Here is a 19080-nt window from a genome sequence, read left to right as displayed (position 1 = left end):
GTGTGAAAGTTTCACGCCCCGTCCGGCCGCGCACCGGGCCGGCGGCCCATCCGGCGCCAGGCGAGCACCGAGCAGAGCCCGAAGCCCAGCGCGTTGGCCAGGCCATGCGTGGCGACCATCCACGAGAGCGGCAGGTACGGCACGCGCACCACATGACCGAGCGCCCAGTCCAGCGCGAGCACCATCGTCGCGGCGAGCACGACGGCGGCGACGGCGAGCAGGGCCCGCACGACCGGGTCGGACTGGCCGGGCCGGACCGTCCGCAGCGTGATCGCGGCGGCGATCCACATGCCGGCGGTGAGCACCGCGGCCCCGGCCAGCTCGAGCCAGTCCCCCACGAAGAACCCGGCGAGCACGAGCCCGGTCCCGGCGGGCACGGCGAGCGCCGCGGCCGGCCCGCCCCGCGTCCCGCCGCCGTACGCGCCGACCAGCCCGGCCACGAGCGCGGCGGCGAACCCGGCGTAGTGGAAGTGGGCCTCGGTGAGCGCGAGCACGTCGAGGCGGAAGCCGAACAGCCGGTAGCCCACGCGCTCGGCCACGAGCGCACCGGCCGCGATCGAGGGCGTCACGAGCGCCGTGACGGCGGCCGCCGCTGCTGGGGCCGCCGCGGCACCGGCCGCTTTGGTAGGGGCCGCGAACGCCGTCCTCAGCCGGGGCCAGGCGCGGGCGGCGAGGACCAGCGCGACGAGCAGGTACGGCACCGCGAGCCCGGCCGCCAGGGGCCCGCGCGGCAGCCAGAGGGACACCGCACCGGGCACGGCCCCGGCGAACCACACCCACCGCCGCCCGGCGGGCCAGGCCCCGGGCAGGAGATCCAGCCCCAGCGGCACGATCACGAGCATGCCGAGCCCCACGAGCGCGGCGACGAGCACGCGCGCCCAGTCCGTAAGCCCCACGACGCCTCCCCTAGTTGAACGTGTTCAACTCAGAGGATAGACCCCCGGCATGGGTGAGCCGCCGCCCGCCGGGACACCCCACGGAAATGTGAGGGCTTGCTCACCGATTTCGGCGCTTAGCTCCCTGCATCTGTTTGCAGTTATCAGGGAGGCAACATGTCACAGTCAGGCCTGCGTGCCCTACGGGTCTTGACGCTCGCCGCCGTCGGCGTCGTCCTGCTCATCGCCGGGCCCGCGGCCCTGCCGAGCTGGTCGGAGACGACGGCTCCGGTCACCGAGGGCCATCCGACCCCGTACCCCTCGAATACGCGCCACACCAAGTCCCCGTCGCCCTCGCCGTCGAAGTCGCCCAGCAAGTCACCGTCGAAGTCGCCGAGCAAGTCGCCGTCGAAGTCGCCGAGCCAGTCGCCCACCGTGTCCGCGTCCGCGACCTCGCTGCCGGTGACCGGCGGCGCGACCAGCGGCACGCTCACCGGGCTCGTGGTCGGGGGCCTGGCCGTGACGGGCGTGGGCGGGCTGCTGGTCGGTCTCGGCCGTCGCCGGCTCAAGTTCCGGGCCTAGACGGCGCTCTTCAGCACGCCCATCTTCGACTGGTACACCGCGTCCAGGGCCTTCCCACCGTCCTCGCACACGGCCACCGTCTCGCCGCGCACCAGGACGTAGCCGCGATCCACGGCGCCCCGCACCGCGCCCAGGGCCGGCTCGGCCATCAGCACGGCCACGCCGTCGCGGGCCAGCTGGGTCACCGTGCGCAGCAGCTCCTGGACGATGAGCGGGGCCAGCCCGGTCATCATCTCGTCCAGCAGCAGCACGCGCGGCGAGCCCATCAGGGCCCGGGAGACGACGAGCATCTGCTGCTCGCCGCCCGACAGCACGCCGACGAGGCTGCGCAGGCGCGTGCGCAGGATCGGGAAGCGGTCGATCGCGGTGTCCACGGCCGAGCGGGGCAGCCGCAGCAGCTCGGCCATGACCTGGAGGTTGTCGGCGACGTTGAGCTTCGGGAACAGCTGACGGCCCTGCGGTACGACGGCGATGCCGGCCCGGGCCCGCGCGGCGGGCTTGAGCCGGCTCACGTCCTCGCCGTCGAGGAACACCTTGCCGGCGGCGGCCACGGAGCCGTAGGCGGCGAGCAGGGCGCTGCTCTTGCCGGCGCCGTTGGGGCCGACGAGCGCGGTGACCTGGCCGCCCGGCGCGGTCAGGTCGAGCCCGGTGACGGCGCTGGCGTGGCCGTAGCGGACCGTCAGCCCCTCCAGGCGGAGCTCATGAGACGACATGCGGGGCGTCCTCCTCATCGGGCTCGTCGGCGGTTACCCCGAAGTACACCTGCTGCATCTCGGGGCTGCCGAGGCACTCCTGCGGGTTGCCGTCGAACACGGCGCGGCCCTGGTCGAGCAGCATGATCCGGTCGACCAGACCGGCGACCAGGTCGACGTTGTGGTCGACCAGGATGACGGCGTGGCCGCGGCGCTGCACCGTGCGGACGACCTCGACGATGCCGTGCACGCCGGCCGCGTCGGAGCCGGCGAACGGCTCGTCGAGGAGCAGCACCAGCGGGTCCTGGCCGAGGGCGCGGCCGACCTCGACCAGGCGCTGCTCGCCCAGGGACAGGTCGCCGGCCGGGCGGTCGAGGCGGTCGATGCCGAGCTCCTCGGCGAGCTTGCGCACGGCCTCGGCGTCGGACGCCAGGTGCGGGCGGAAGGCGCCGGCGAAGCTGCCCGCGACCATCTGCCACACCGTGCCGTGGCGGCGCGCGGCCCGGCCCAGCAGCAGGTTGTCGGCCACGGTGAGCTCGAGGGCCAGCTGCGGGTACTGGAACGTGCGCGCCAGGCCGGCCTTCGCGCGCCGGGCGGCCGGGCCGGAGAGGCGCTGCCCGCGCAGGGTCAGCTCGCCCTCGGTGGCCGGCTGGGCGCCGGAGATGAGGTCGACCAGGGTCGTCTTGCCGGCGCCGTTGGGGCCGACGAGGCCGAGGATCTCGCCCGCCCGCAGCTCGAACGAGACGTCCTGCAGGGCGGTGACCCCGCCGTACCGCTTGGTCAGCCCGGAGCCGACCAGCAACGTCTCAGCCACGTCTTCCCCCCACGAGTCGGGCCAGCCGGGTGGCATAGCCGATCACGCCCTGCGGCGCGAGCAGCAGGATCACGAGCACGCCCAGGGCGAGGATCAGCGTGCCGCTGGTCTGCACCGCCGGGAAGTTCAGGGTCAGCTCGACGGCGATGACCGCGCCGAGCACGGCGCCCCACGGGGTCGCCGAGCCGCCGATGAGGGGCATGAAGATGGCCAGGAACACCAGGTTGAGCGTGAACGTGTCGGGCGTGACGCTGCCGGCCGAGTAGGTGAACAGCCCGCCGCCGACGGCCGCGATCGCCGCGCCGATGGCCAGCGAGACGAGGTTCATCACCGACACCCGTACGCCGGCCGCCTCCACGGCGCGGGGCGCGTCGCGCATGGTCCGCACGATCACGCCCCACGGCGACATGCGCAGCCGGTCGAGCAGGAACGCGATGACGCAGACGACGACCAGCGAGCCCACCACGACCTGGTAGTGCGAGGGCACCCAGCCGAGGATGTTGAGCCTGCGCAGCGAGCCGAGGCCGCCGGAGCCACCGGAGAGGCCCTCGGCGTCGACGAGCAGCGCGGTGAAGGCCATGCCGAACAGCAGCGTGACGGCGGCGAGGAAGAACCCGGACAGCCGCCGGGTGGCCAGGCCGAGCAGCACCGCGACGGCGGCCGCGACGACCGGGCCGGCGATCCAGGCCAGGATCAGCGGCAGGCCGGTGCGCGAGGACAGCAGGCCGACCGCGTAGCCGCCGATGCCCGCGTACGCGCCGTAGGCCATCGACAGCGAGCCGGCCATGAGGTACGGCACGTACATGCCCAGCGCGATGAGCGCATAGGTGGCCGTGGTGGTGACGAGGGTCTGCTTGTAGCCGTCGGCGCCGACCCAGAGCAGGATCAGCACCGCGCCGACCACGCCGAGGGTCAGCCCGAGGGAGCCGGGGACGCGCTTCACGACACTCTCCTAGGTCCGGATCCGGCGTACGAACAGGCCGCTGGGCTTGAAGGCGAAGAACAGCAGGGCGACCAGCAGCAGCCCGTAGACGTGGGACTGGCCGCCGAAGTAGTAGGGCACGAACACCTCGACCAGCCCCAGCAGCAGGCCGCCGACGAGCGGCGCCCAGACCGAGCCGGTGCCGCCGACCACCATCGCCAGGAAGCCCGACAGCGCCCAGCTCAGCCCGGACAGGGAGCTGACGCCGGCCTTGGGGGCGAACAGCAGGCCGGTGATGCCGGCCAGCAGCCCGGAGACGAGGAAGGCGATGAGCCGCACCCGGTTCACCGGCAGGCCCAGCAGGCTGGCGGCGTGGGTGCTGTCGCCGACCGCCCGCAGCAGACGCCCGGTCCGGGTGTACCGGATCCACAGGGCGGCCGCGGCGAACGCGACGACGGTGAACGCCAGCAGCAGCACGCTGCTGGGCTGGACCACGGTGTCGCCGATGGACACCGGGTCGAACGTGAGTAGGGCCTGGCCCGGGAGGGTGGTGTAGCCGAAGAGGTATCCGCCGAGCTGCTGGATGGCGAAGAGCACCGCGGCCACCGCCACCAGCGCCGGCAGCTCGCCCCGGCCGGAGCGGCGCTGCACCTGCCGGACCACGGCCAGCTCGGTGACGACGGCCAGCGCGGCCGAGGTGAGCACCGCGATCCCGGCGGCGGCCCAGACGTTCATATCCTCATACAGCACGAGGTAGGACGTGCACAGGCCGCCGACCATCGCGTACGGGCCGATGGCGAAGTTGAAGAACCCCGCCCCGACCAGCACCAGGTAGTAGGCCAGCGCGAGCAGCCCGAAGAAGCATCCCATCTCCAGCGCGGACAACCACAGCTGCAACTGGCCCACGACGTCGCCTTTCTTGTCCGGACGGGGATTTTCCGGTGGGGTTACTTGTTACACGGGGGCTGGAACGTGGCCCAGGGGCCTTTCGGCTTGTTGTCCGAGCCGAACTCGATCAGGGACAGTCCGCACGGCCCATCGGCGCCAAGGTGCTTGCTGGCGCTGAAACTGAGCGTGAAGTTGGCCTGGCCGAACGTGGCCGGGTACGCCTGGATGCTCTGGATCGCCTCGTTGAGCTTCTTGGAGTCGTCCACGCCGCCGGCCTTCTCGATGGCCTGCTTGAGCACGTGCACGGCGTCCCACGCCTGGGCGTCGTACGCGGTGATGTCGTAGTCCTTGCCGTTCTTGTCCTGCAGGAGCTTGATCAGCTCCTTGGTGCGCGGGTTCTCGCTGTTGATCGAGCCCATGAAGATGAGCCCGTTGAGCGCGCCCGGCGAGGCCAGCTTCCACGAGGACGGCTGGTTGCCGATGGAGGCGAGCGAGAAGCGCTTGGTGCCGGCCATCTGGGTGCCCAGGGTGTTCTGCGCGAGCACCTCGAAGGCGCCGCCGACGCTCGTCACGAGTACCGCATCCGGCTTGGCGTTCTTGAGCCGGGCCACCTGGGCCGACAGGTCGCTGGCGTTGGCCGCGCCCTTCTCCGTGGCCACGAACTGCACGCACGTCATCTGCGCGAACAGGGCCTTGTCGAGGGCCGCGATCGTCGTGGTGTCGTCGGTGAGGACGCCGATCTTGGTGATGCCGGCCGCCGCGAACGCGCCGCAGTAGACCTGGGCCCAGTCGTTGGTGGTGTTGGCGAGCATGTAGATGAGCTCGTTGTCCGGCGGTGTGACGAGCGTGGCGGTCACGCCGGTGGGGGCGATGGCGGGCAGGCCGAGCTGGGTGAGCGTCGACTTCGCCTGGAGGATGGCGGCGCTGCCGCTCTGCAGGAACAGCGCCTTGGCGCCCTGGCTGGCCAGCTTCTGCAGCGTCGCCGGCACCTTGGTCGGGTCGGACTCGTCGTTCTCGACGACGAGCTTCAGGGGCCGGCCGAGGACGCCGCCCTTGTCGTTGATGTCCTGGATGGCGAGGCGGATCGTCTTGCCGGCGATCACGCTGTACGCCGCACCGGAGCCGGTGCTGTCCTCGTCCATGCCGATGATGATCGGCGCGCCGGTGGCGGTCCCGTTGCTCGGCTTCTGGTCACCCGCCTTGTCGCCGCAGCCCGCCAGCGCGAGCGCCGTGAGCGCCAGGCCGACGACGATACGACGAGACCTCGTCGCTAAAACGCCCATGTGTACCCCTGTCGGAATTATACGAATCGTCAGCCTAGGGTGGAATGTTCGCTCGATTCAAAACCTAACAAGCGCTTGGTTTTTACATCTTGGCGACGGTCGACGGGCGTGTCAAGGACACGACGGACACCTGCGCGTAACAGAACTGTGAAAGTCCGACCGCCCTGAGCTGCGGTACCGGCGGTGCGGTACACATGACGCATGCAGCTGATCAAGACGTTCCCGGCGGACCGGTTCGCCGGTGCCCTGGACTCGTGGCAGTGGATCGGCCTGGAGGACAAGACCCCGGCGTACGCCTCGCTCTTCGGCGACATCTTCCTGCGCGGGCTCGACGGGATCTGGTGGCTGGACACGGTCGGCGGCACGCTGCAGCGGCGCTGGCCCAGCATGGAGGCGGTCTCGGCCGAGCTCAACACGGCCGAGGGGCAGGAGCGGTACCTGTTCGCCGGCCTCACCGCGGAGCTGGCCCGCCGCGGCCTGACCCCGGCCGCGGAGCAGGTCTACGACTTCAGCCACCCGCCGGCGCTGGGCGGCGCGATCGACCCGGACAACGTCGACGTCATCGACTTCGTGGTCGGCGTCAACATCGCCGGCCAGCTGCACGACCAGCTGCGCGCCCTGCCGGAGGGCACGCAGATCCGGGGCGTGTCGTTCGACGACGGCCGCCTGGTCGTCGAGTACTAGGGGCTGTATCGAAGTGGATGGCCGGGCTGCGGCGGACTCAGACGCCGCCTGGAACCACCCCGGTCACACCCCGATACAACCCGGTATCGGGGCGCGCCCGGCGCCGCCCCAGCCGACGCCTGAGCCTCGCCTCGCTCCGACCCCCACTTCGATACAGCCCCTAGTCGCCGATGCGGCGCACGGTCTCGGTGGCCCGGCGCACGGCCTGCAGATAGGGCGTGACCAGGTTCCCGGCCTCCACCGGGGCCGCGGTGCCGTGCAGGTACGCGTTCACGGCCGAGAAGGCCGGACCCAGCGGGCCGGTGCCGTCGGCCAGGGCCGACTTCGTGGTGTCGCTCAGGGGCGGCGCGGCGATCCTGACCTACGCCCGGGCTCCCCGCAGCGCGTAGGCGGCGAGGCCGGCCGCGGCCAGGGCGAGCGCGCACACCAGGGCCGCCGTGGTCGCCGCGGGCTGGACCGGCCACGCGGCGACCTGCATCCGCACGTCGGCGCTCGGCCCCAGCAGCGGCAGCACCGCCACGAGGGTCCACAGCAGCGGGGCGACCCAGGCGTGCGCGGCCCCCAGCACGGCGGCGCCGAGCGCGGCCAGCCCGAGCAGCCCGGCGATGTCGCGCACCACCACGGCCAGCGGCTCGAACCGGGCCCCGACCAGCCCGGCCACGAGCACCGCGACCGCGCCGAGGTGCGCCGCCCGGCGTGCGGGCCAGTGCACGGCACCGGTGCGTTCCAGCGCCTCGTCCGGGGCGCCGAGCCCCGCGCCGAAGGCGACCACCGCGAGCATCGCCGTCAGCGCGCCGAGCCGGACGTCGGCGCGCACGAACCAGGCCAGACCGGCGACGGCCACGGCGACCGCGAGAGCCGCCGGCACCCGCCGCGAGCGGAGGTACAGGCCCAGCCACCTCATGACGTCAGGCCCGCGAACGCGTCCGGGCGGCAGGCCAGCACCGCCTCGCGCGCCGCCACCATCAGGCGGCGCTGCTCGTCCTCCGGGCGGGCCCGCAGCGCCGTGTAGGCCGCGGCCGGCTCCGGACGGGCCGGGGCCGCGCCCGTCAGCCAGGCCACCGCCAGCTCGCGGCCCTCGAAGGCGCCGGCCGGGGCCGGGTCGCAGGTCTGCTCCCAGGCGGCGCCGAGCACGAGCCCGGGGAACGAGCCGTCGCGCAGGTCGGCGCGGCCGTTCGCGCCGATCGAGGGGGCCAGGAAGACGAGGGTGCCGGCGGCGTGCGGCGGGTCGGCGGGGCCGGTGCCGTAGACGGGCGCGCGGCTCTCCACGGCCCGCGTCGGCGCGCCCGGCACCCGCGCGGCCAGGGTCGCGAGGGCGGCGCGGACCGGGCCGGCGATGTCGGGCAGCAGGGCGGCGTGCACGCGCGTGACGCAGACCTGCGGGCCGTGGTCGTCGCAGATCAGCTCGACGGCGCCCGGATCGTAGGCGGCCGCCGCCGCATAACCGCCCGAAGGCAGCAGCGGTACCGCGACCGCCGCCCCGAGCACGGCCGGCAGCAGCGCCGGGGCGACGGTCCGGGGCCGGGCGACGGCCAGCAGCAGGCCGGTCGCGGCGAGGGCGGCGAGCCAGAGCGCCTGCACCAGGCTGACCCGGGCCGCGACGGTCTGGAAGTCGTCGATGCCGCCGGCGTACACCGGGGTGAGCAGCAGCGCCGCGGCGTCCGCGCCCGCGCCGGGCGCCACCCGCGCCCACTCCGGCACCATCCCGACGACGGCGACGCCGAGCACGGCCACGACCGGGGCGGTGACGAACCGCGGCACCGCGCGGCCCGCGGCCAGGCCGAGCCAGCCCCCGGCGAGCAGGGAAAGCGCGCCGACGCCGGCCACGGCCAGGGCGGACGGCGGGAAGTACCCGGACGTGGGCACGACCCGGGCGAGCCCGGCCAGGAACGTCAGCGCGTACGCGGCGAGCAGCCCCGCGCCGAGCGCGCCGGCGGTGGCGAGGATGCGGTGCCGGCGGGGCCGGGGCGTGGCGGCGAAGAGCTCGCCGACCCCGGCGCGGGCCTCGCGGCGGCCCAGCGCGGCACCACCGGCGAGCGCGATCGGGAACAGCACCAGGAGCAGCACGCGCAGGGCGGCGGCGAGCTGCAGCCAGCGGCCCGCGAACGCCTGGGGGAAGGAGAACAGCAGGGCGGTACCGATGACGAAGGACGCCACCGCCACGACGGCCGCGGCCGATCGGCCCAGCTCCAGGCGCACGACCCGGGCGATCACGCCGCCACCGTGCCGCGGTGCTCGCGCAGCAGCGCCGAGTAGCCCCGCTCGGTCGCGCTGTCGCCGGCATCGCCGGTCGCGCCCCGCTCCGCCAGGTCCGTCGCCGCGCCCTGCCACACCAGGCGGCCCTCGTCGAGCAGCACCACGTCGGTGCAGGCGGCGGCGACGTCCTCGACGAGGTGCGTGGAGACGAGCACGCAGCCGCCGGCGCCGAGGTCGCGCAGCAGGGCGCGGAACTCGATGCGCTGCTCGACGTCGAGCCCCACGGTCGGCTCGTCGAGCAGCAGTAGCTCGGGGTCGTTGACGATCGCCTGGGCGATGCCGGCGCGGCGCAGCATGCCGCCGGAGAGCGTCTTCATCCGGGCGTCGGCCCGGGCGGTGAGCCCGACCCGGTCGACGGCCCGCTGTACGGCGCCGGGGATGTCGCGGCGGGGCATCTCCTTGAGCCACGCCATGTACTCCACGAACTCCCGCACCGTGAACTGCGGGTAGTACCCGAAGTGCTGCGGCAGGTAGCCCAGCCGGCGCCGCACCGGGCGCAGGTCGGCTCGCCCGGTCACGGGGGTGCCGAGCAGCGAGAGCCGGCCGCCGGCGGGCTCGAGGACCGTGGCGAGGGCGCGCATGAGCGTGGTCTTGCCGGCGCCGTTCGGGCCGAGCAGGCCGTGCACGCCCACGCCCAGGGCCAGGTCGAGCCCGTCCACGGCGAGCCGGCGCCCGGCCCGCACCCGCAGGGCCTCGGCACGGACGTTCATCGCCGAGCCTCCGGTCGCGCCCGGAGCCGGGCCACGGTGTTGATGGTCATCGCAAAGCCTCCGATCGGCCCCGGAACAGGGCCACGGCGAACAGGACGGTGGTGACGGCGGCCCAGCCGGGCCCGGCCGGGGCGGCGAGCAGCGCCGGCAGGCGGGCCGCCACGATGCTGGGCGCCACGACGAGCACGGCCCAGCCGGCGGCGAGCCCGAGGGCCGCCCGGTCGACGCCGGTGAGGCCGCCGAGCGCGAGGCTGGCGGCGGTGAAGGCGAGGCACGGCAGCAGCCAGAGCGCGGGCGCGTGCCCGGTCGCCCGGCCCGCGACCGCGAGCAGCGGGATGACGGCGGCGAGGACGGCGAGGGTACGGCGCAGCAGCAGTCCCAGCCCGAACCGCGGCACGGATGCGAGCAGCTCCCAGGCCGGGTCGGTGCGGCGGCTCCACGCGGCGGCGACCGGCAGCAGCGGCGCGACCGGGGCGAGCAGCAGGACGAGCGAGGGCAGGCTGGTGAACGTCTGCTCCAGGGCGACCGCGGCCACCATCAGCGCGGCCGCGGCGGCGAGCCACGGCGCGACCCGCCCGGCGAGCCCGGCCGACCGGAACCGCCGGGCGCGAACCGGCGCCGGGCCCTGGTCGATCCCGGCCGCGATACCGGCGGCCGCCCGGTCCACCAACGCCCGGATGTCGTCGTTCATGACAGTGCCTTCCGCAGTGCGAGACGGGCCCGCCGCGCGCGGGTCTTGACGGTGCCCTCGGGCATGCCCAGCAGCGCCGAGGTCTCGCGGACGGTGAGCCCGTCGAGCACCAGCGCGCGCAGGACGTCGCGCAGCTCCGGCGGCAGGGCGAGCATGGCCCGGCCGAGGTCCCCGTCGAGGTCGGCGGCGAGCGCCTGCTCCTCCGCGGCGGGCGCCACGGCCGGGGGTTCCGGCGGCGGTACCCGCTCCGCCCGGGCCCGCCGCCGGAACGCGTCGACGAGGCGGTTGGCGGCGATCGTCCACAGCCACGCGGGCGCGTTGCCGCCGAGCCCGGCGCGGGCCTGGCTGCCGGCCGAGCGCCACACGGCCAGGTAGGTCTCCTGGAGTACATCGGCGACGAGGTCGTCGTCGGCGCAGCGCCGCCGCAGCCGGGCCGCCAGCCACGGGGCCGTGCGCCGGTACAGTTCGTCGAACGCGCGCCGGTCGCCGCGGGCGGTGCGCCGAAGCAGCTCCTCCTCGTCGAGCGCGTCCAGACCTCGTCTCACATCTCTCCTGACGACCGCCGCGGGAGCCCAGGTTCTCATCCGCGTGTGATCCGGGCCACAGGATGTTCCCGCCAGCAGGGTGGTTGTCCGGGTGAACCCGCTGGCAGCCTCGTCGGGATGCGCCGAGCCGTTCCTATCCTCGCGTTCGTAGCCGTGCTCCTCGTCGCGATCGGAGTCGCCGTCGTGAAGCCATCACGCCCAGCCCGCACCGCGCCCACGGGCGGGTTGCACGTGAGCGGGGCGAGCATCGTGGAGGCCGGCGGACGGCCACTGGTGATGCGCGGGATCAGCCACCCCTACGCCTGGTACCGCGACCGCACCGGCGCGTTCGCCGACATCAAGCGCCTCGGCGCCAACACGGTGCGCGTGGTGCTCACCGGCGACGTGACGGCGGGCGAGGTGGCCACGATCGTCGGGCACTGCAAGGACAACCGTCTCGTCTGCGTGCTGGAGAACCACGACACGACCGGCTACGGCGAGCGCGCGGACGCCGTCACCCTCGACCGCGCCGCGGACTTCTGGACCGGGCTCGCGCCGACGCTGCGCGGCACCGAGGACTTCGTCGTGGTGAACCTGGGCAACGAGCCGTACGGCAACGGCGACACCTCGGGCTGGGCCGGCGCGACCGGCGCGGCGATCGGCAAGGTGCGCGCCGCGGGCCTGCGCCATCTGCTCATGGCCGACGGGCCGAACTGGGGCCAGGACTGGTCCGGCGGCATGCGCGACGGCGCCCCGGCGGTCTTCAACGGCGACCCGCAGCACAACACGGTGTTCTCCGTACACATGTACGGCGTCTACGGCACGGCCGCGAAGGTCACCGAGTACTTCGACGCGTTCCGCCGCAACGGGCTGCCGCTGGTCGTCGGCGAGTTCGGGCCGCGGCACACCGACGGGCCGGTGGCCGCCGACGCCATCGTGCGCGAGGCCGACGCGCGCGGGATCGGGTACCTCGGCTGGTCGTGGTCGGGCAACGGCGGCGGGGTGGAGTACCTCGACGCGGCCGACGGCTTCGACGCCGGCCGCCTCACGGAGTGGGGCCGCCACCTCTTCGACGGGATCCGGGCCACGTCGAAGGAGGCGGCGGTCTTCGAGCGGGCCGCTTCATGACGGCCGCTTCATGACGGCTTCGCGATGACCAGGAACCGGTTCTCGGCCCGCCGCGCGAACTTCATGAAGCCGCGCAGCCCCGGCAGTCCCTCCATGAGCCCGAACACGGGGATCAGGGCGATCACGGCGACCGGCTCCCACCAGCGGCGCCGGCCGCCGGCCGAGACCCCGGCGTTGACCCGCAGCCCCTCCCAGTACATCCAGATCACGTAGGCCATGTTCACCGCCCACAGCGGGATGATGAGCACCGTCGTCGGCGACGTGTTCGGGTCGGCGATGAGCAGGCCGACCAGCATGACGACCATGACGTTCTGCAGCGGGCCGATGACCCAGGACAGCACCGAGTAGCCCAGCAGCAGCCGGTTGCGCAGGGGCAGTGTCCGGTTGAAGACCAGCCCGGCCAGGCCCCAGGACCAGCGCTCCCGCTGGCGGAAGAAGTCGCCCAGGCTGGCCGGCGACGCGCCGTAGCAGCGCCCGCCGAACCAGGCGCTGCGGCCCGGGTACCGCTGGCTGAAGATGAGGGCGAACTGGGCGTCCTCGACCAGGCTGCGCGGGCCGAAGTCCCAGCCGATCGTGGCCTCGACCGAGGCCCGCACGAGCAGCAGCTCGCCGTGCACGCCCGCGCGCGGGGTACCGCCGCCGGTCCAGGCCGAGAACCGCCCGACGTCCTCGGCCGGGCGCGCGGAGTCGGCGAGCCAGGTGAGCTTGTTGAGCGCGTACTCGCGCGGGTAGGTCAGAATGCCCTGGGCCAGGTGCTTGGCGGCGTCGCCGGCGGCGCGCTGCTCCTCGACGAACCGGGCCATCGCCAGCGCGGTGTCCGGGCCGACGCCGGTGTCGTCGTCCATGTGCAGCACCCAGACGTCGTCGCGGGCCTCCCCCTCGTGCACGCGCAGCTCGTGCGCGTACTGCGCCGCCCGCGCCTTGAACCGGGTGCCGTTGGGGGTGCGGTAGTCGGCCGGGACCGCGACGACCCGCACCCGGTCGCTCTCGGCGGCCAGCTCCTTGATCCGGGGCTCGGCCTCGCAGCCCTCGTCCACGACGATGTCCACGCGCAGGTGCGGAAAGCAGGGCGGCAGCCAGCTGATGTACGAGCGGACCGAGCGATCCAGCGCCGGTTGGGTGTCGTCCCGGCCGACGGTGGGCACGACCACGATGAGCGACTCGGCGGTGCTGGTCGGCCCCTGCCCGTTCCAGCGCGCCGCCGAGTCGCGGAGCCGTTTTCGGGTGCGGTTCACGCCGAAGATGCCGGTGAGCGTGGTGAAGATGGGCCACGTCCACAGCACGGTCAGCGGCCAGCCGAGCACGCCGGGATGGGGTTGGGTGAGCCAGGTCTCGCTCACCACGATGATCAGGTACGCCAGGATCAATGGCGAGTACGCGGGCCGCCAGCGGGCGAGCCGGCGCTGCGAGGCTCCCACCGTGCGCAGCTACCCGGGACGAGACGGGGGTATGCCGTCGGCACACCCCCGTCCTTGAAAAACGTCAGAACGTACCAGCGGTGTTGCACTTGGCCTTCTGCCGCACGCAGTCCTTGACCCGCTGGCCCATGGCCGTGTTGTCCCAGGCGAGGAACGAGTCGCCGTGGATCGAGGAGGCCATGCCCGAGGCCAGCGTGAAGCCGGCCGCGCTGCCGTGGGTCGGGTACGCGATCACGAACGAGATGTTCGGGATGGCGATCGGGAACTGGCCCTGGCACTTGCCGTTGACCGCCCCGCCGACGTGCGACTTGTGGTCGGGGCTGTCCAGGTGCACGCCGTCCCAGCAGTCCGGGAAGACCAGCTGGTAGTTGAGGTACGCGGTGGTGGCGCACCGCGGCCAGTTGCCGTCAGTGCTGCGGCCGATCTCGCCGCCGGCGCCGGCGCACCAGAACTGGTTCGGCGAGCCCGCCGGGGTGGCCACCTGGAGCTTGGCGTCGCCGGAGATCATCCGGAAGCCCTGCGGGAACGGCATCGTCGGGCTCGGGTCCGGCAGCCGCGAGCCGTAGTACACGGTCACGCCGCTGGGCTCGACGGCCACGCCGTTCTCGTACAGCGTCGGGATCCAGTACGCCGACAGGTCGTTGGCCGGCCCGCAGCTGGTCGCGGTGCTACCCAGCAGCGACTCGGTCGTCGTGTTCGCGTTGGTGCTGCGGTTGCCCAGGAAGCTGTGCATGTGCGAGGCGCCCGGCAGCCCGGGGAAGACGATCGGGTCGTCCTTGAACGAATGGCTGTACGTGCACGCCGCGTTGAACTCCGAGACGCGCACCGCGTTGGCCGGAGCCGGGTGCGTCGGCAGCGCGTTGAACGCCGCCACCTGCGCCTGCCACTTGTTCTGGTCCATGTTCACCCAGCCGGCCCCGCTGCTGGGCGGGGTCGTGGTGCCGCCGGTGCCGAAGACCTGGAACTCCCACAGCGACACGCCGTACTGCGTGGCCCGCTTGGTGGTGTTGAGCTTCACGTAGCGGCCGGAGCCGTTCACGGTCAGCGTCTGGGTGCCACCGGTACCGTTGACCGTGGTGTTGATCGTGGTCCAGGCGGCGCCGTCGGCCGAGGTCTGGATGGTGAAGTCCTTGGCGTAGGCGCCCTCCCAGCTCAGCACCACCTTGGTGATGATGGCGCTCGAGCCCAGGTCGACCTGCAGCCACTGCGGGTCGCTGAACGCGCTCGACCAGCGGGTGCCGGCGTTGCCGTCGACCGCGGCGGAGGCGGGGGTGCCCCCGTTCTCCGTGGACGACGCGGTGGCGGTCTTGCCCTGCGAGATGGGGGTCTCGGCCGCGTCGGCTGAACGCAGCGCGAGGTTGGTCAGGAACGTGCCGGCGAGCGCTGTGGCCGCGGCACCGATCAGAATCGTGCGCAGCCGGGATCGGCCCGCGCGTGCGGGTCGGGTCATGAAGCATCCTCCGGGGTCGGCGGGTCGGCCGGGGGCGGAGTCCGGCCGATCTTGCCAGAGAGCGCTCTCTGTGGAGTTCCCACTGTGAACCCCCCACTTGACGCATGTCAATGCCTGGCCGAAATGGGAGAGCGCTCTCCCAAGACCCTCGCTCAGGACGCGCGCGGAGAGCGCTCCCCGGCGAATCGCTCCTGCGCGTCGAGGACGGCGTCGCCGTACCGCAGCGCCCACTGCCCCATCGCGCGCATCGGCTCGAGCAGCCCCTCGCCCGCGGCGGTCAGGGCGTAGTCGACGCGCGGCGGCGCCTCGCCGTAGGGCCGGCGGAAGACCAGCCCGTTGTACTCCAGCCGGCGCAGCGCATCGTGGAGGACCTTGGGCCCGAGCCCGCCGATCCGCTCGACGAGCGCGCGCGGGCGCATCGGGCCGTAGGCGCCCAGCGTGAAGACCACGACGCTGTCCCACCGGTTGGCCAGGACCTCGAACGCGATCCGGGCCTGGCAGTCGGCGGTGAACTCGTCCTCGTCCATCAGCCGATTCTGCCCCGCCCGACGGACACCGCGCGGTGTCGATCGGCGCGTCTAGCGTTCGCCGCATGAAGATCGGCATTCTCGGTACCGGCAACATGGCCACCACCCTCGGCGGCGCCTGGACCCGGGCCGGCCACGACGTCCTCGTCGGCGGCCGGTCCACGGGCACCCTGCGCACCGCCGCCCGCCACGGCGAACTGGTGCTGTTCGCCGTCCCCGCCCCGGCCGCCCCGACCCTGGCCGCGGACCTGGCGGACGTGCTCGCCGGCCGGATCGTGCTCGACTGCACGAACCCCGTCGGGCCCGGCCCGGACGGCCCGATGCTCACCGTGCCACCCGGCTCGTCGATCGCCGCGCAGATCGCGACGGCGGCGCCGGGGGCCGCGGTGGTGAAGGCGTTCAACGTCTGCCACGCGAGCATCTGGACCCTGGACCCGCCCGCGTTCGAGGGCCTCCCCCTCACGGTGCCCTTCTGCGCCTCCACCCCGGCGGCCGGCGAACAGGTCGCGGCCCTGATCGCGTCGATGGGCTGCACCCCGGCCCCGTGCGGCGGCCTGGCCCGGGCGCCGTACCTGGAGGCGACCGCGGCCCTGGCGATCGGCGTCTGGTTCGCGGGCGGCGCGGCCCGCGGGATCTTCCCGGAGCCGGCCCAGGTCCAGGCCCAGTCCTAGGCCGAGCGGCGCAGCAGCAGCCGGATGGAGCCGTCGGTCTCGCGCTCCTCGCCGGCCACCTCGAAGCCGTTGTGCTCGGCGTACTCCAGCGTCGCGGCGCGCCCGTACTCCTGGGTGAGCCGCTGCAGCCACGGGTCGCCGTACTCGCGCCGGTCGAACTCGCTCACGATCGCCTCGAACGTGCCGTCGACGCTGCGCCGGAAGCCGATGTCGTTGCTCATCTCGCTGATCTGGGCGCGGCGCACGATCACCTCGGCGCGCTCGGGGCGGGCGTCGCCGCGGTAGCCGTACAGCGTCTGCGCGACGTCGTGCACCTCGGTCTCCTCGAAGCCGACGGCGGCGAGCGCCTTGGACAGCAGCGCGGGGTCGCGCAGCGCGGTACGGACGCGGGTGAAGTGCGACATGGGCTCCCCTTAGGCGAGGCGGACGACCGGGCGGCGGTCCAGCAGCCAGATCTTGCGGTCGAGGTCGAAGGCGGACACGGTCAGGCGTTTCTGCGAGTCGATGCGGAACTCGAGCAGGAAGCGGTCGGCGCCGGCCTCCGCGGGCGGGTCGGCCTCCAGGAACGTCGGGCTGTCCTCGTTGAGCCACAGCGAGGTGCGCTCCTGCCGCTGCTGCTCGCTCACCGGGGTGGCCCGGGCGCCGCCGTCGCGGTCGAAGACGATCTCCAGGTCGGCGCTCGCGTCGCGGTACGTGGCGTGCGCCAGCTCGTAGACGGCCAGGCCCAGGCGGCGCTGGCCGGTGCGCACGCCGCGGATGGTCAGCGACCGGACCGGCGCCTCGGTCGGGTACGGCGTGCCCGCGGCGACCAGCGGCTCGAACTCGTAGCCGCCGGTGCGCTGGTCGACGTGGCGGATCGCGTAGTCGTGCTGGATGTGGTCGTGCAGCTCGCGGCCGCCGGCGATGCCCGCGGCGCCGACCGCGACCGCCTCCAGGGGCCGGTCCAGGTGCAGCACGCCCGGCTCGAACTGCATCCGCAGCAGGTCCTGCACGGCCGGGATCAGGCTGGTGCCGCCGACCAGGAACACCCGGGCCAGGTCCCCCGCCGGGAAGCCGCGCGCGGCGGCCGCGTCCAGCACCCGGCGCAGCGTCCGGTTGACCCGCCCGAGCAGGTCCTCGTCGCGCAGCAGCCGCTCCAGGCCGGCCCGGGTGACCTCGACCGGCCGGGCCGCGCCGGGCACGGCGATGCGGGCCGTGTCCCGGTGGCTCAGCGCCACCTTGGCCGCCTCGGCCTCGGCCAGCACCGCGGCGAACACCTGGTTGTGCCGCACCGGGTCGCGGGGCGCGCCACCGGAGCGCTCCAGGGCCCAGCGGGCCAGCAGCGCGTCGACGTGGTTGCCGCCGACGTCGGCGCCCGCCTTGGCCACGACCCGCACCCCGGCGCCGCCGGACGCCTCGTCGGGGTCGCGCACGACCACCACCGACACGTCCAGGGTGCCGGCGCCGAAGTCGAAGACGCAGAACGCATCCCCGGGGCTCATCCGGCCGCCGTACCCGACCGCCGCCGCCGTCGCCTCGTCGACGACCCGCAGCCGGGCCTGCGGCAGGTCCCGGCCGACCTCGGTGACGAGCCAGTCGCGGTACGCGTCGAAGGTCTCCACCGGCGCCGTCGCCACGATCTCGAGGTCGTCGGCGCCGACCGCGAGGACCGCCAGCGCGGTGACGCCGCGCAGGAAGTCGGTCGCGGCCTGCCGTCCGGTGATCGGCCGCCCGCCGACGGTCCGCGGCACGTCGGCGACCCGCCCGGACAGGTTGCTCTTCATCGACCGGAAGACGGTCCCGCCGGGCCCGGGGTCGGCGAGCCCGCCGGCGCCGATCGCGGTGTGCACGCGGCCCTCCGGGTCCGTCCGGTACGCCACGATCGACGGCACGACCCGCTGCGGCAGCCCCGGCACCGGCTCACGGACGACGTCGTACCCGGGCAGCGGCACGGGCTCGGCCCGCTGCGCGACGGCGTCCCACCCGGCGACGACGGTGTTCGCGGTGCCGAAGTCGATCCCGATGCGCGTGGTCAAGCCGCTGCCTCCCCGGCGAGCAGCGCCCGCAGAAACTCCGGCACCGCACGGCCGCCCGGCTCCAGGAACGCGTCCAGCTCGTCCACGTCCCCGGGGCCGAGCGAGCCGAGCGGGAGGTGCAGGAGCGCGTACACCGGCGGGGGCAGCACCTCGCGCAGCAGCCGGGCCTGCCCGGCCAGTCCGTCGGGAGCGGCGGCGAGCGCACGGGCGATCGCCGCGTCGACCGGGTCCTCGGGGGGCCCGGTGAACCGCGCGACCGCGTCGATCGCCTCGGGCAGCGCGAGGTCCCGCACCCGCCGGGCCGGCCTGACGCCCGCGAACGTGCTCCGCTTCATCGACGCAATCCTCCCCGTGCCGGCGCCCGCCATCAGCATGCCATCCGGGCGCTAGGATTTTCGATCGTGCTGAACGAGCTGATCGCCGCCTACCGTCCCGCCGACGCCGACGAGGAGGCCGACGTGGCCCGGGTGCGGGCGCTGCTCGCGGCCGGGGGCGACGTGTGGTCGCGGGCGACGCCGCTGCACGTCACCGCGTCCGCGCTGGTCGTGCACCCGGCGTCGGGGCGGGTGCTGCTGCGCTGGCACGCGCGGCAGGAGGCGTGGCTGCAGGTCGGCGGGCACGGGGACCCGGGTGAGACCGACCCGGTCGCCGTCGCGCTGCGCGAGGGCGCGGAGGAGACGGGCCTCGCCGACCTGGTGCCGTACCCGGACGCGGCCCGCGCCGAGATCGTGCACGTCGTGGTGGTGCCGGTGAAGGCGAAGGGCGACGAGCCGGCCCACGAGCACGCCGATGTGCGGTTCGTACTGGCCACCGGTACACCCGAAGCGGCCCGGCCGGAGAAGCCCGACGCGCCCCTGCGCTGGCTCACGGTGGCCGGGGCGCTCGAGCTCGCGGCCAGGTCCAACCTGCGGGAGACGATCGTGCGGGCGGGCCGGCTGCTCGCCGCGTAG

At 74.0% G+C, this 19080-nt stretch carries 22 protein-coding genes; 5 read left to right on the top strand and 17 right to left on the bottom strand.

The window, feature by feature from the left end; genetic code table 11:
* Positions 1–11: 11 nt before the first annotated feature.
* The gene (locus tag ACPPVO_RS18095) at positions 12–896 is read right to left on the bottom strand and encodes a YndJ family protein (RefSeq protein WP_426512358.1); all 885 of its coding nucleotides are present in this window, start codon (positions 894–896) and stop codon (positions 12–14) included.
* Between the two features lie 156 nt (positions 897–1052).
* Here ACPPVO_RS18095 and ACPPVO_RS18090 point away from each other — a divergent pair, with 156 nt between their 5' ends.
* On the top strand, positions 1053–1457 hold the full coding sequence (locus ACPPVO_RS18090; RefSeq protein WP_426512357.1) for a hypothetical protein: 405 nt from the start codon (positions 1053–1055) through the stop codon (positions 1455–1457).
* Here ACPPVO_RS18090 and ACPPVO_RS18085 read toward each other — a convergent pair.
* The 5 genes from ACPPVO_RS18085 to ACPPVO_RS18065 are packed head-to-tail and all read right to left on the bottom strand — an operon-like array spanning position 1454 to position 6056.
* Positions 1454–2170 (bottom strand): ABC transporter ATP-binding protein, encoded by a 717-nt coding sequence (locus ACPPVO_RS18085; protein ID WP_360376964.1) that lies wholly within the window; start codon positions 2168–2170, stop codon positions 1454–1456. The genes ACPPVO_RS18090 and ACPPVO_RS18085 overlap by 4 nt on opposite strands.
* Complete coding sequence (locus ACPPVO_RS18080; RefSeq protein ID WP_426512356.1) at positions 2157–2963, bottom strand: ABC transporter ATP-binding protein; 807 nt, start codon at positions 2961–2963, stop codon at positions 2157–2159. The genes ACPPVO_RS18085 and ACPPVO_RS18080 overlap by 14 nt, the downstream gene beginning before the upstream one ends.
* Positions 2956–3906, bottom strand: a complete 951-nt coding sequence (locus tag ACPPVO_RS18075; RefSeq protein WP_426512355.1) for a branched-chain amino acid ABC transporter permease — start codon at positions 3904–3906, stop codon at positions 2956–2958. The genes ACPPVO_RS18080 and ACPPVO_RS18075 overlap by 8 nt, the downstream gene beginning before the upstream one ends.
* A gap of 9 nt (positions 3907–3915) precedes the next feature.
* On the bottom strand, positions 3916–4791 hold the full coding sequence (locus ACPPVO_RS18070; protein ID WP_360376956.1) for a branched-chain amino acid ABC transporter permease: 876 nt from the start codon (positions 4789–4791) through the stop codon (positions 3916–3918).
* A 41-nt stretch (positions 4792–4832) separates the two neighbouring features.
* Positions 4833–6056, bottom strand: coding sequence for an ABC transporter substrate-binding protein (locus ACPPVO_RS18065; RefSeq protein ID WP_426512354.1), 1224 nt, complete (start codon positions 6054–6056; stop codon positions 4833–4835).
* Positions 6057–6257: 201 nt separating this feature from the next.
* Here ACPPVO_RS18065 and ACPPVO_RS18060 point away from each other — a divergent pair, with 201 nt between their 5' ends.
* Positions 6258–6740, top strand: a complete 483-nt coding sequence (locus ACPPVO_RS18060; RefSeq protein ID WP_426512353.1) for a hypothetical protein — start codon at positions 6258–6260, stop codon at positions 6738–6740.
* Positions 6741–7101: 361 nt separating this feature from the next.
* Here the strand turns inward: ACPPVO_RS18060 and ACPPVO_RS18055 are convergent, their stop codons facing one another.
* The 5 genes from ACPPVO_RS18055 to ACPPVO_RS18035 are packed head-to-tail and all read right to left on the bottom strand — an operon-like array spanning position 7102 to position 10981.
* Positions 7102–7644, bottom strand: coding sequence for a hypothetical protein (locus ACPPVO_RS18055; protein WP_426512352.1), 543 nt, complete (start codon positions 7642–7644; stop codon positions 7102–7104).
* A complete protein-coding gene (locus ACPPVO_RS18050; protein WP_426512351.1) occupies positions 7641–8954 on the bottom strand; it encodes a hypothetical protein in 1314 nt (437 codons plus the stop codon). The genes ACPPVO_RS18055 and ACPPVO_RS18050 overlap by 4 nt, the downstream gene beginning before the upstream one ends.
* On the bottom strand, positions 8951–9706 hold the full coding sequence (locus tag ACPPVO_RS18045) for an ABC transporter ATP-binding protein (RefSeq protein ID WP_426512350.1): 756 nt from the start codon (positions 9704–9706) through the stop codon (positions 8951–8953). The genes ACPPVO_RS18050 and ACPPVO_RS18045 overlap by 4 nt, the downstream gene beginning before the upstream one ends.
* A gap of 46 nt (positions 9707–9752) precedes the next feature.
* Entirely contained in the window at positions 9753–10397 is a 645-nt protein-coding gene (locus ACPPVO_RS18040; RefSeq protein ID WP_426512349.1) for a hypothetical protein, read from the bottom strand.
* Entirely contained in the window at positions 10394–10981 is a 588-nt protein-coding gene (locus tag ACPPVO_RS18035; protein ID WP_426512348.1) for an RNA polymerase sigma factor, read from the bottom strand. Before ACPPVO_RS18035 ends, ACPPVO_RS18040 begins: the two co-directional genes overlap by 4 nt.
* Before the next feature lie 144 nt (positions 10982–11125).
* Between ACPPVO_RS18035 and ACPPVO_RS18030 the strand changes: the two genes are divergently transcribed.
* Positions 11126–12049: a glycoside hydrolase family 5 protein gene (locus ACPPVO_RS18030; RefSeq protein ID WP_426512347.1), complete on the top strand. Its 924-nt coding sequence runs from the start codon at positions 11126–11128 to the stop codon at positions 12047–12049.
* Between the two features lie 8 nt (positions 12050–12057).
* Here ACPPVO_RS18030 and ACPPVO_RS18025 read toward each other — a convergent pair whose 3' ends face one another.
* The 3 genes from ACPPVO_RS18025 to ACPPVO_RS18015 form a co-directional block, all read right to left on the bottom strand.
* On the bottom strand, positions 12058–13467 hold the full coding sequence (locus tag ACPPVO_RS18025) for a glycosyltransferase family 2 protein (protein WP_426512346.1): 1410 nt from the start codon (positions 13465–13467) through the stop codon (positions 12058–12060).
* A gap of 64 nt (positions 13468–13531) precedes the next feature.
* The gene (locus tag ACPPVO_RS18020) at positions 13532–14917 is read right to left on the bottom strand and encodes a DUF1996 domain-containing protein (protein ID WP_426512345.1); all 1386 of its coding nucleotides are present in this window, start codon (positions 14915–14917) and stop codon (positions 13532–13534) included.
* Positions 14918–15069: 152 nt separating this feature from the next.
* On the bottom strand, positions 15070–15444 hold the full coding sequence (locus tag ACPPVO_RS18015) for a winged helix-turn-helix transcriptional regulator (protein WP_426512344.1): 375 nt from the start codon (positions 15442–15444) through the stop codon (positions 15070–15072).
* Between the two features lie 65 nt (positions 15445–15509).
* Between ACPPVO_RS18015 and ACPPVO_RS18010 the strand changes: the two genes are divergently transcribed.
* The gene (locus ACPPVO_RS18010) at positions 15510–16115 is read left to right on the top strand and encodes an NADPH-dependent F420 reductase (protein WP_426512343.1); all 606 of its coding nucleotides are present in this window, start codon (positions 15510–15512) and stop codon (positions 16113–16115) included.
* Here the strand turns inward: ACPPVO_RS18010 and ACPPVO_RS18005 are convergent.
* The 3 genes from ACPPVO_RS18005 to ACPPVO_RS17995 are packed head-to-tail and all read right to left on the bottom strand — an operon-like array spanning position 16112 to position 18465.
* A complete protein-coding gene (locus tag ACPPVO_RS18005; RefSeq protein ID WP_360376921.1) occupies positions 16112–16519 on the bottom strand; it encodes a DUF1257 domain-containing protein in 408 nt (135 codons plus the stop codon). The genes ACPPVO_RS18010 and ACPPVO_RS18005 overlap by 4 nt on opposite strands.
* 9 nt (positions 16520–16528) lie before the next feature.
* Positions 16529–18130, bottom strand: a complete 1602-nt coding sequence (locus tag ACPPVO_RS18000; protein WP_426512342.1) for an Hsp70 family protein — start codon at positions 18128–18130, stop codon at positions 16529–16531.
* On the bottom strand, positions 18127–18465 hold the full coding sequence (locus ACPPVO_RS17995; RefSeq protein WP_426512341.1) for a hypothetical protein: 339 nt from the start codon (positions 18463–18465) through the stop codon (positions 18127–18129). The genes ACPPVO_RS18000 and ACPPVO_RS17995 overlap by 4 nt, the downstream gene beginning before the upstream one ends.
* 66 nt (positions 18466–18531) lie before the next feature.
* Between ACPPVO_RS17995 and ACPPVO_RS17990 the strand changes: the two genes are divergently transcribed.
* Positions 18532–19080 (top strand): NUDIX hydrolase, encoded by a 549-nt coding sequence (locus ACPPVO_RS17990; RefSeq protein ID WP_426512340.1) that lies wholly within the window; start codon positions 18532–18534, stop codon positions 19078–19080.

The sequence above is a fragment of the Dactylosporangium sp. McL0621 genome (assembly GCF_049995355.1).
Classification (GTDB): Bacteria; Actinomycetota; Actinomycetes; order Mycobacteriales; family Micromonosporaceae; genus Dactylosporangium.
This window is presented reverse-complemented; position numbering and strand designations above follow the sequence as displayed.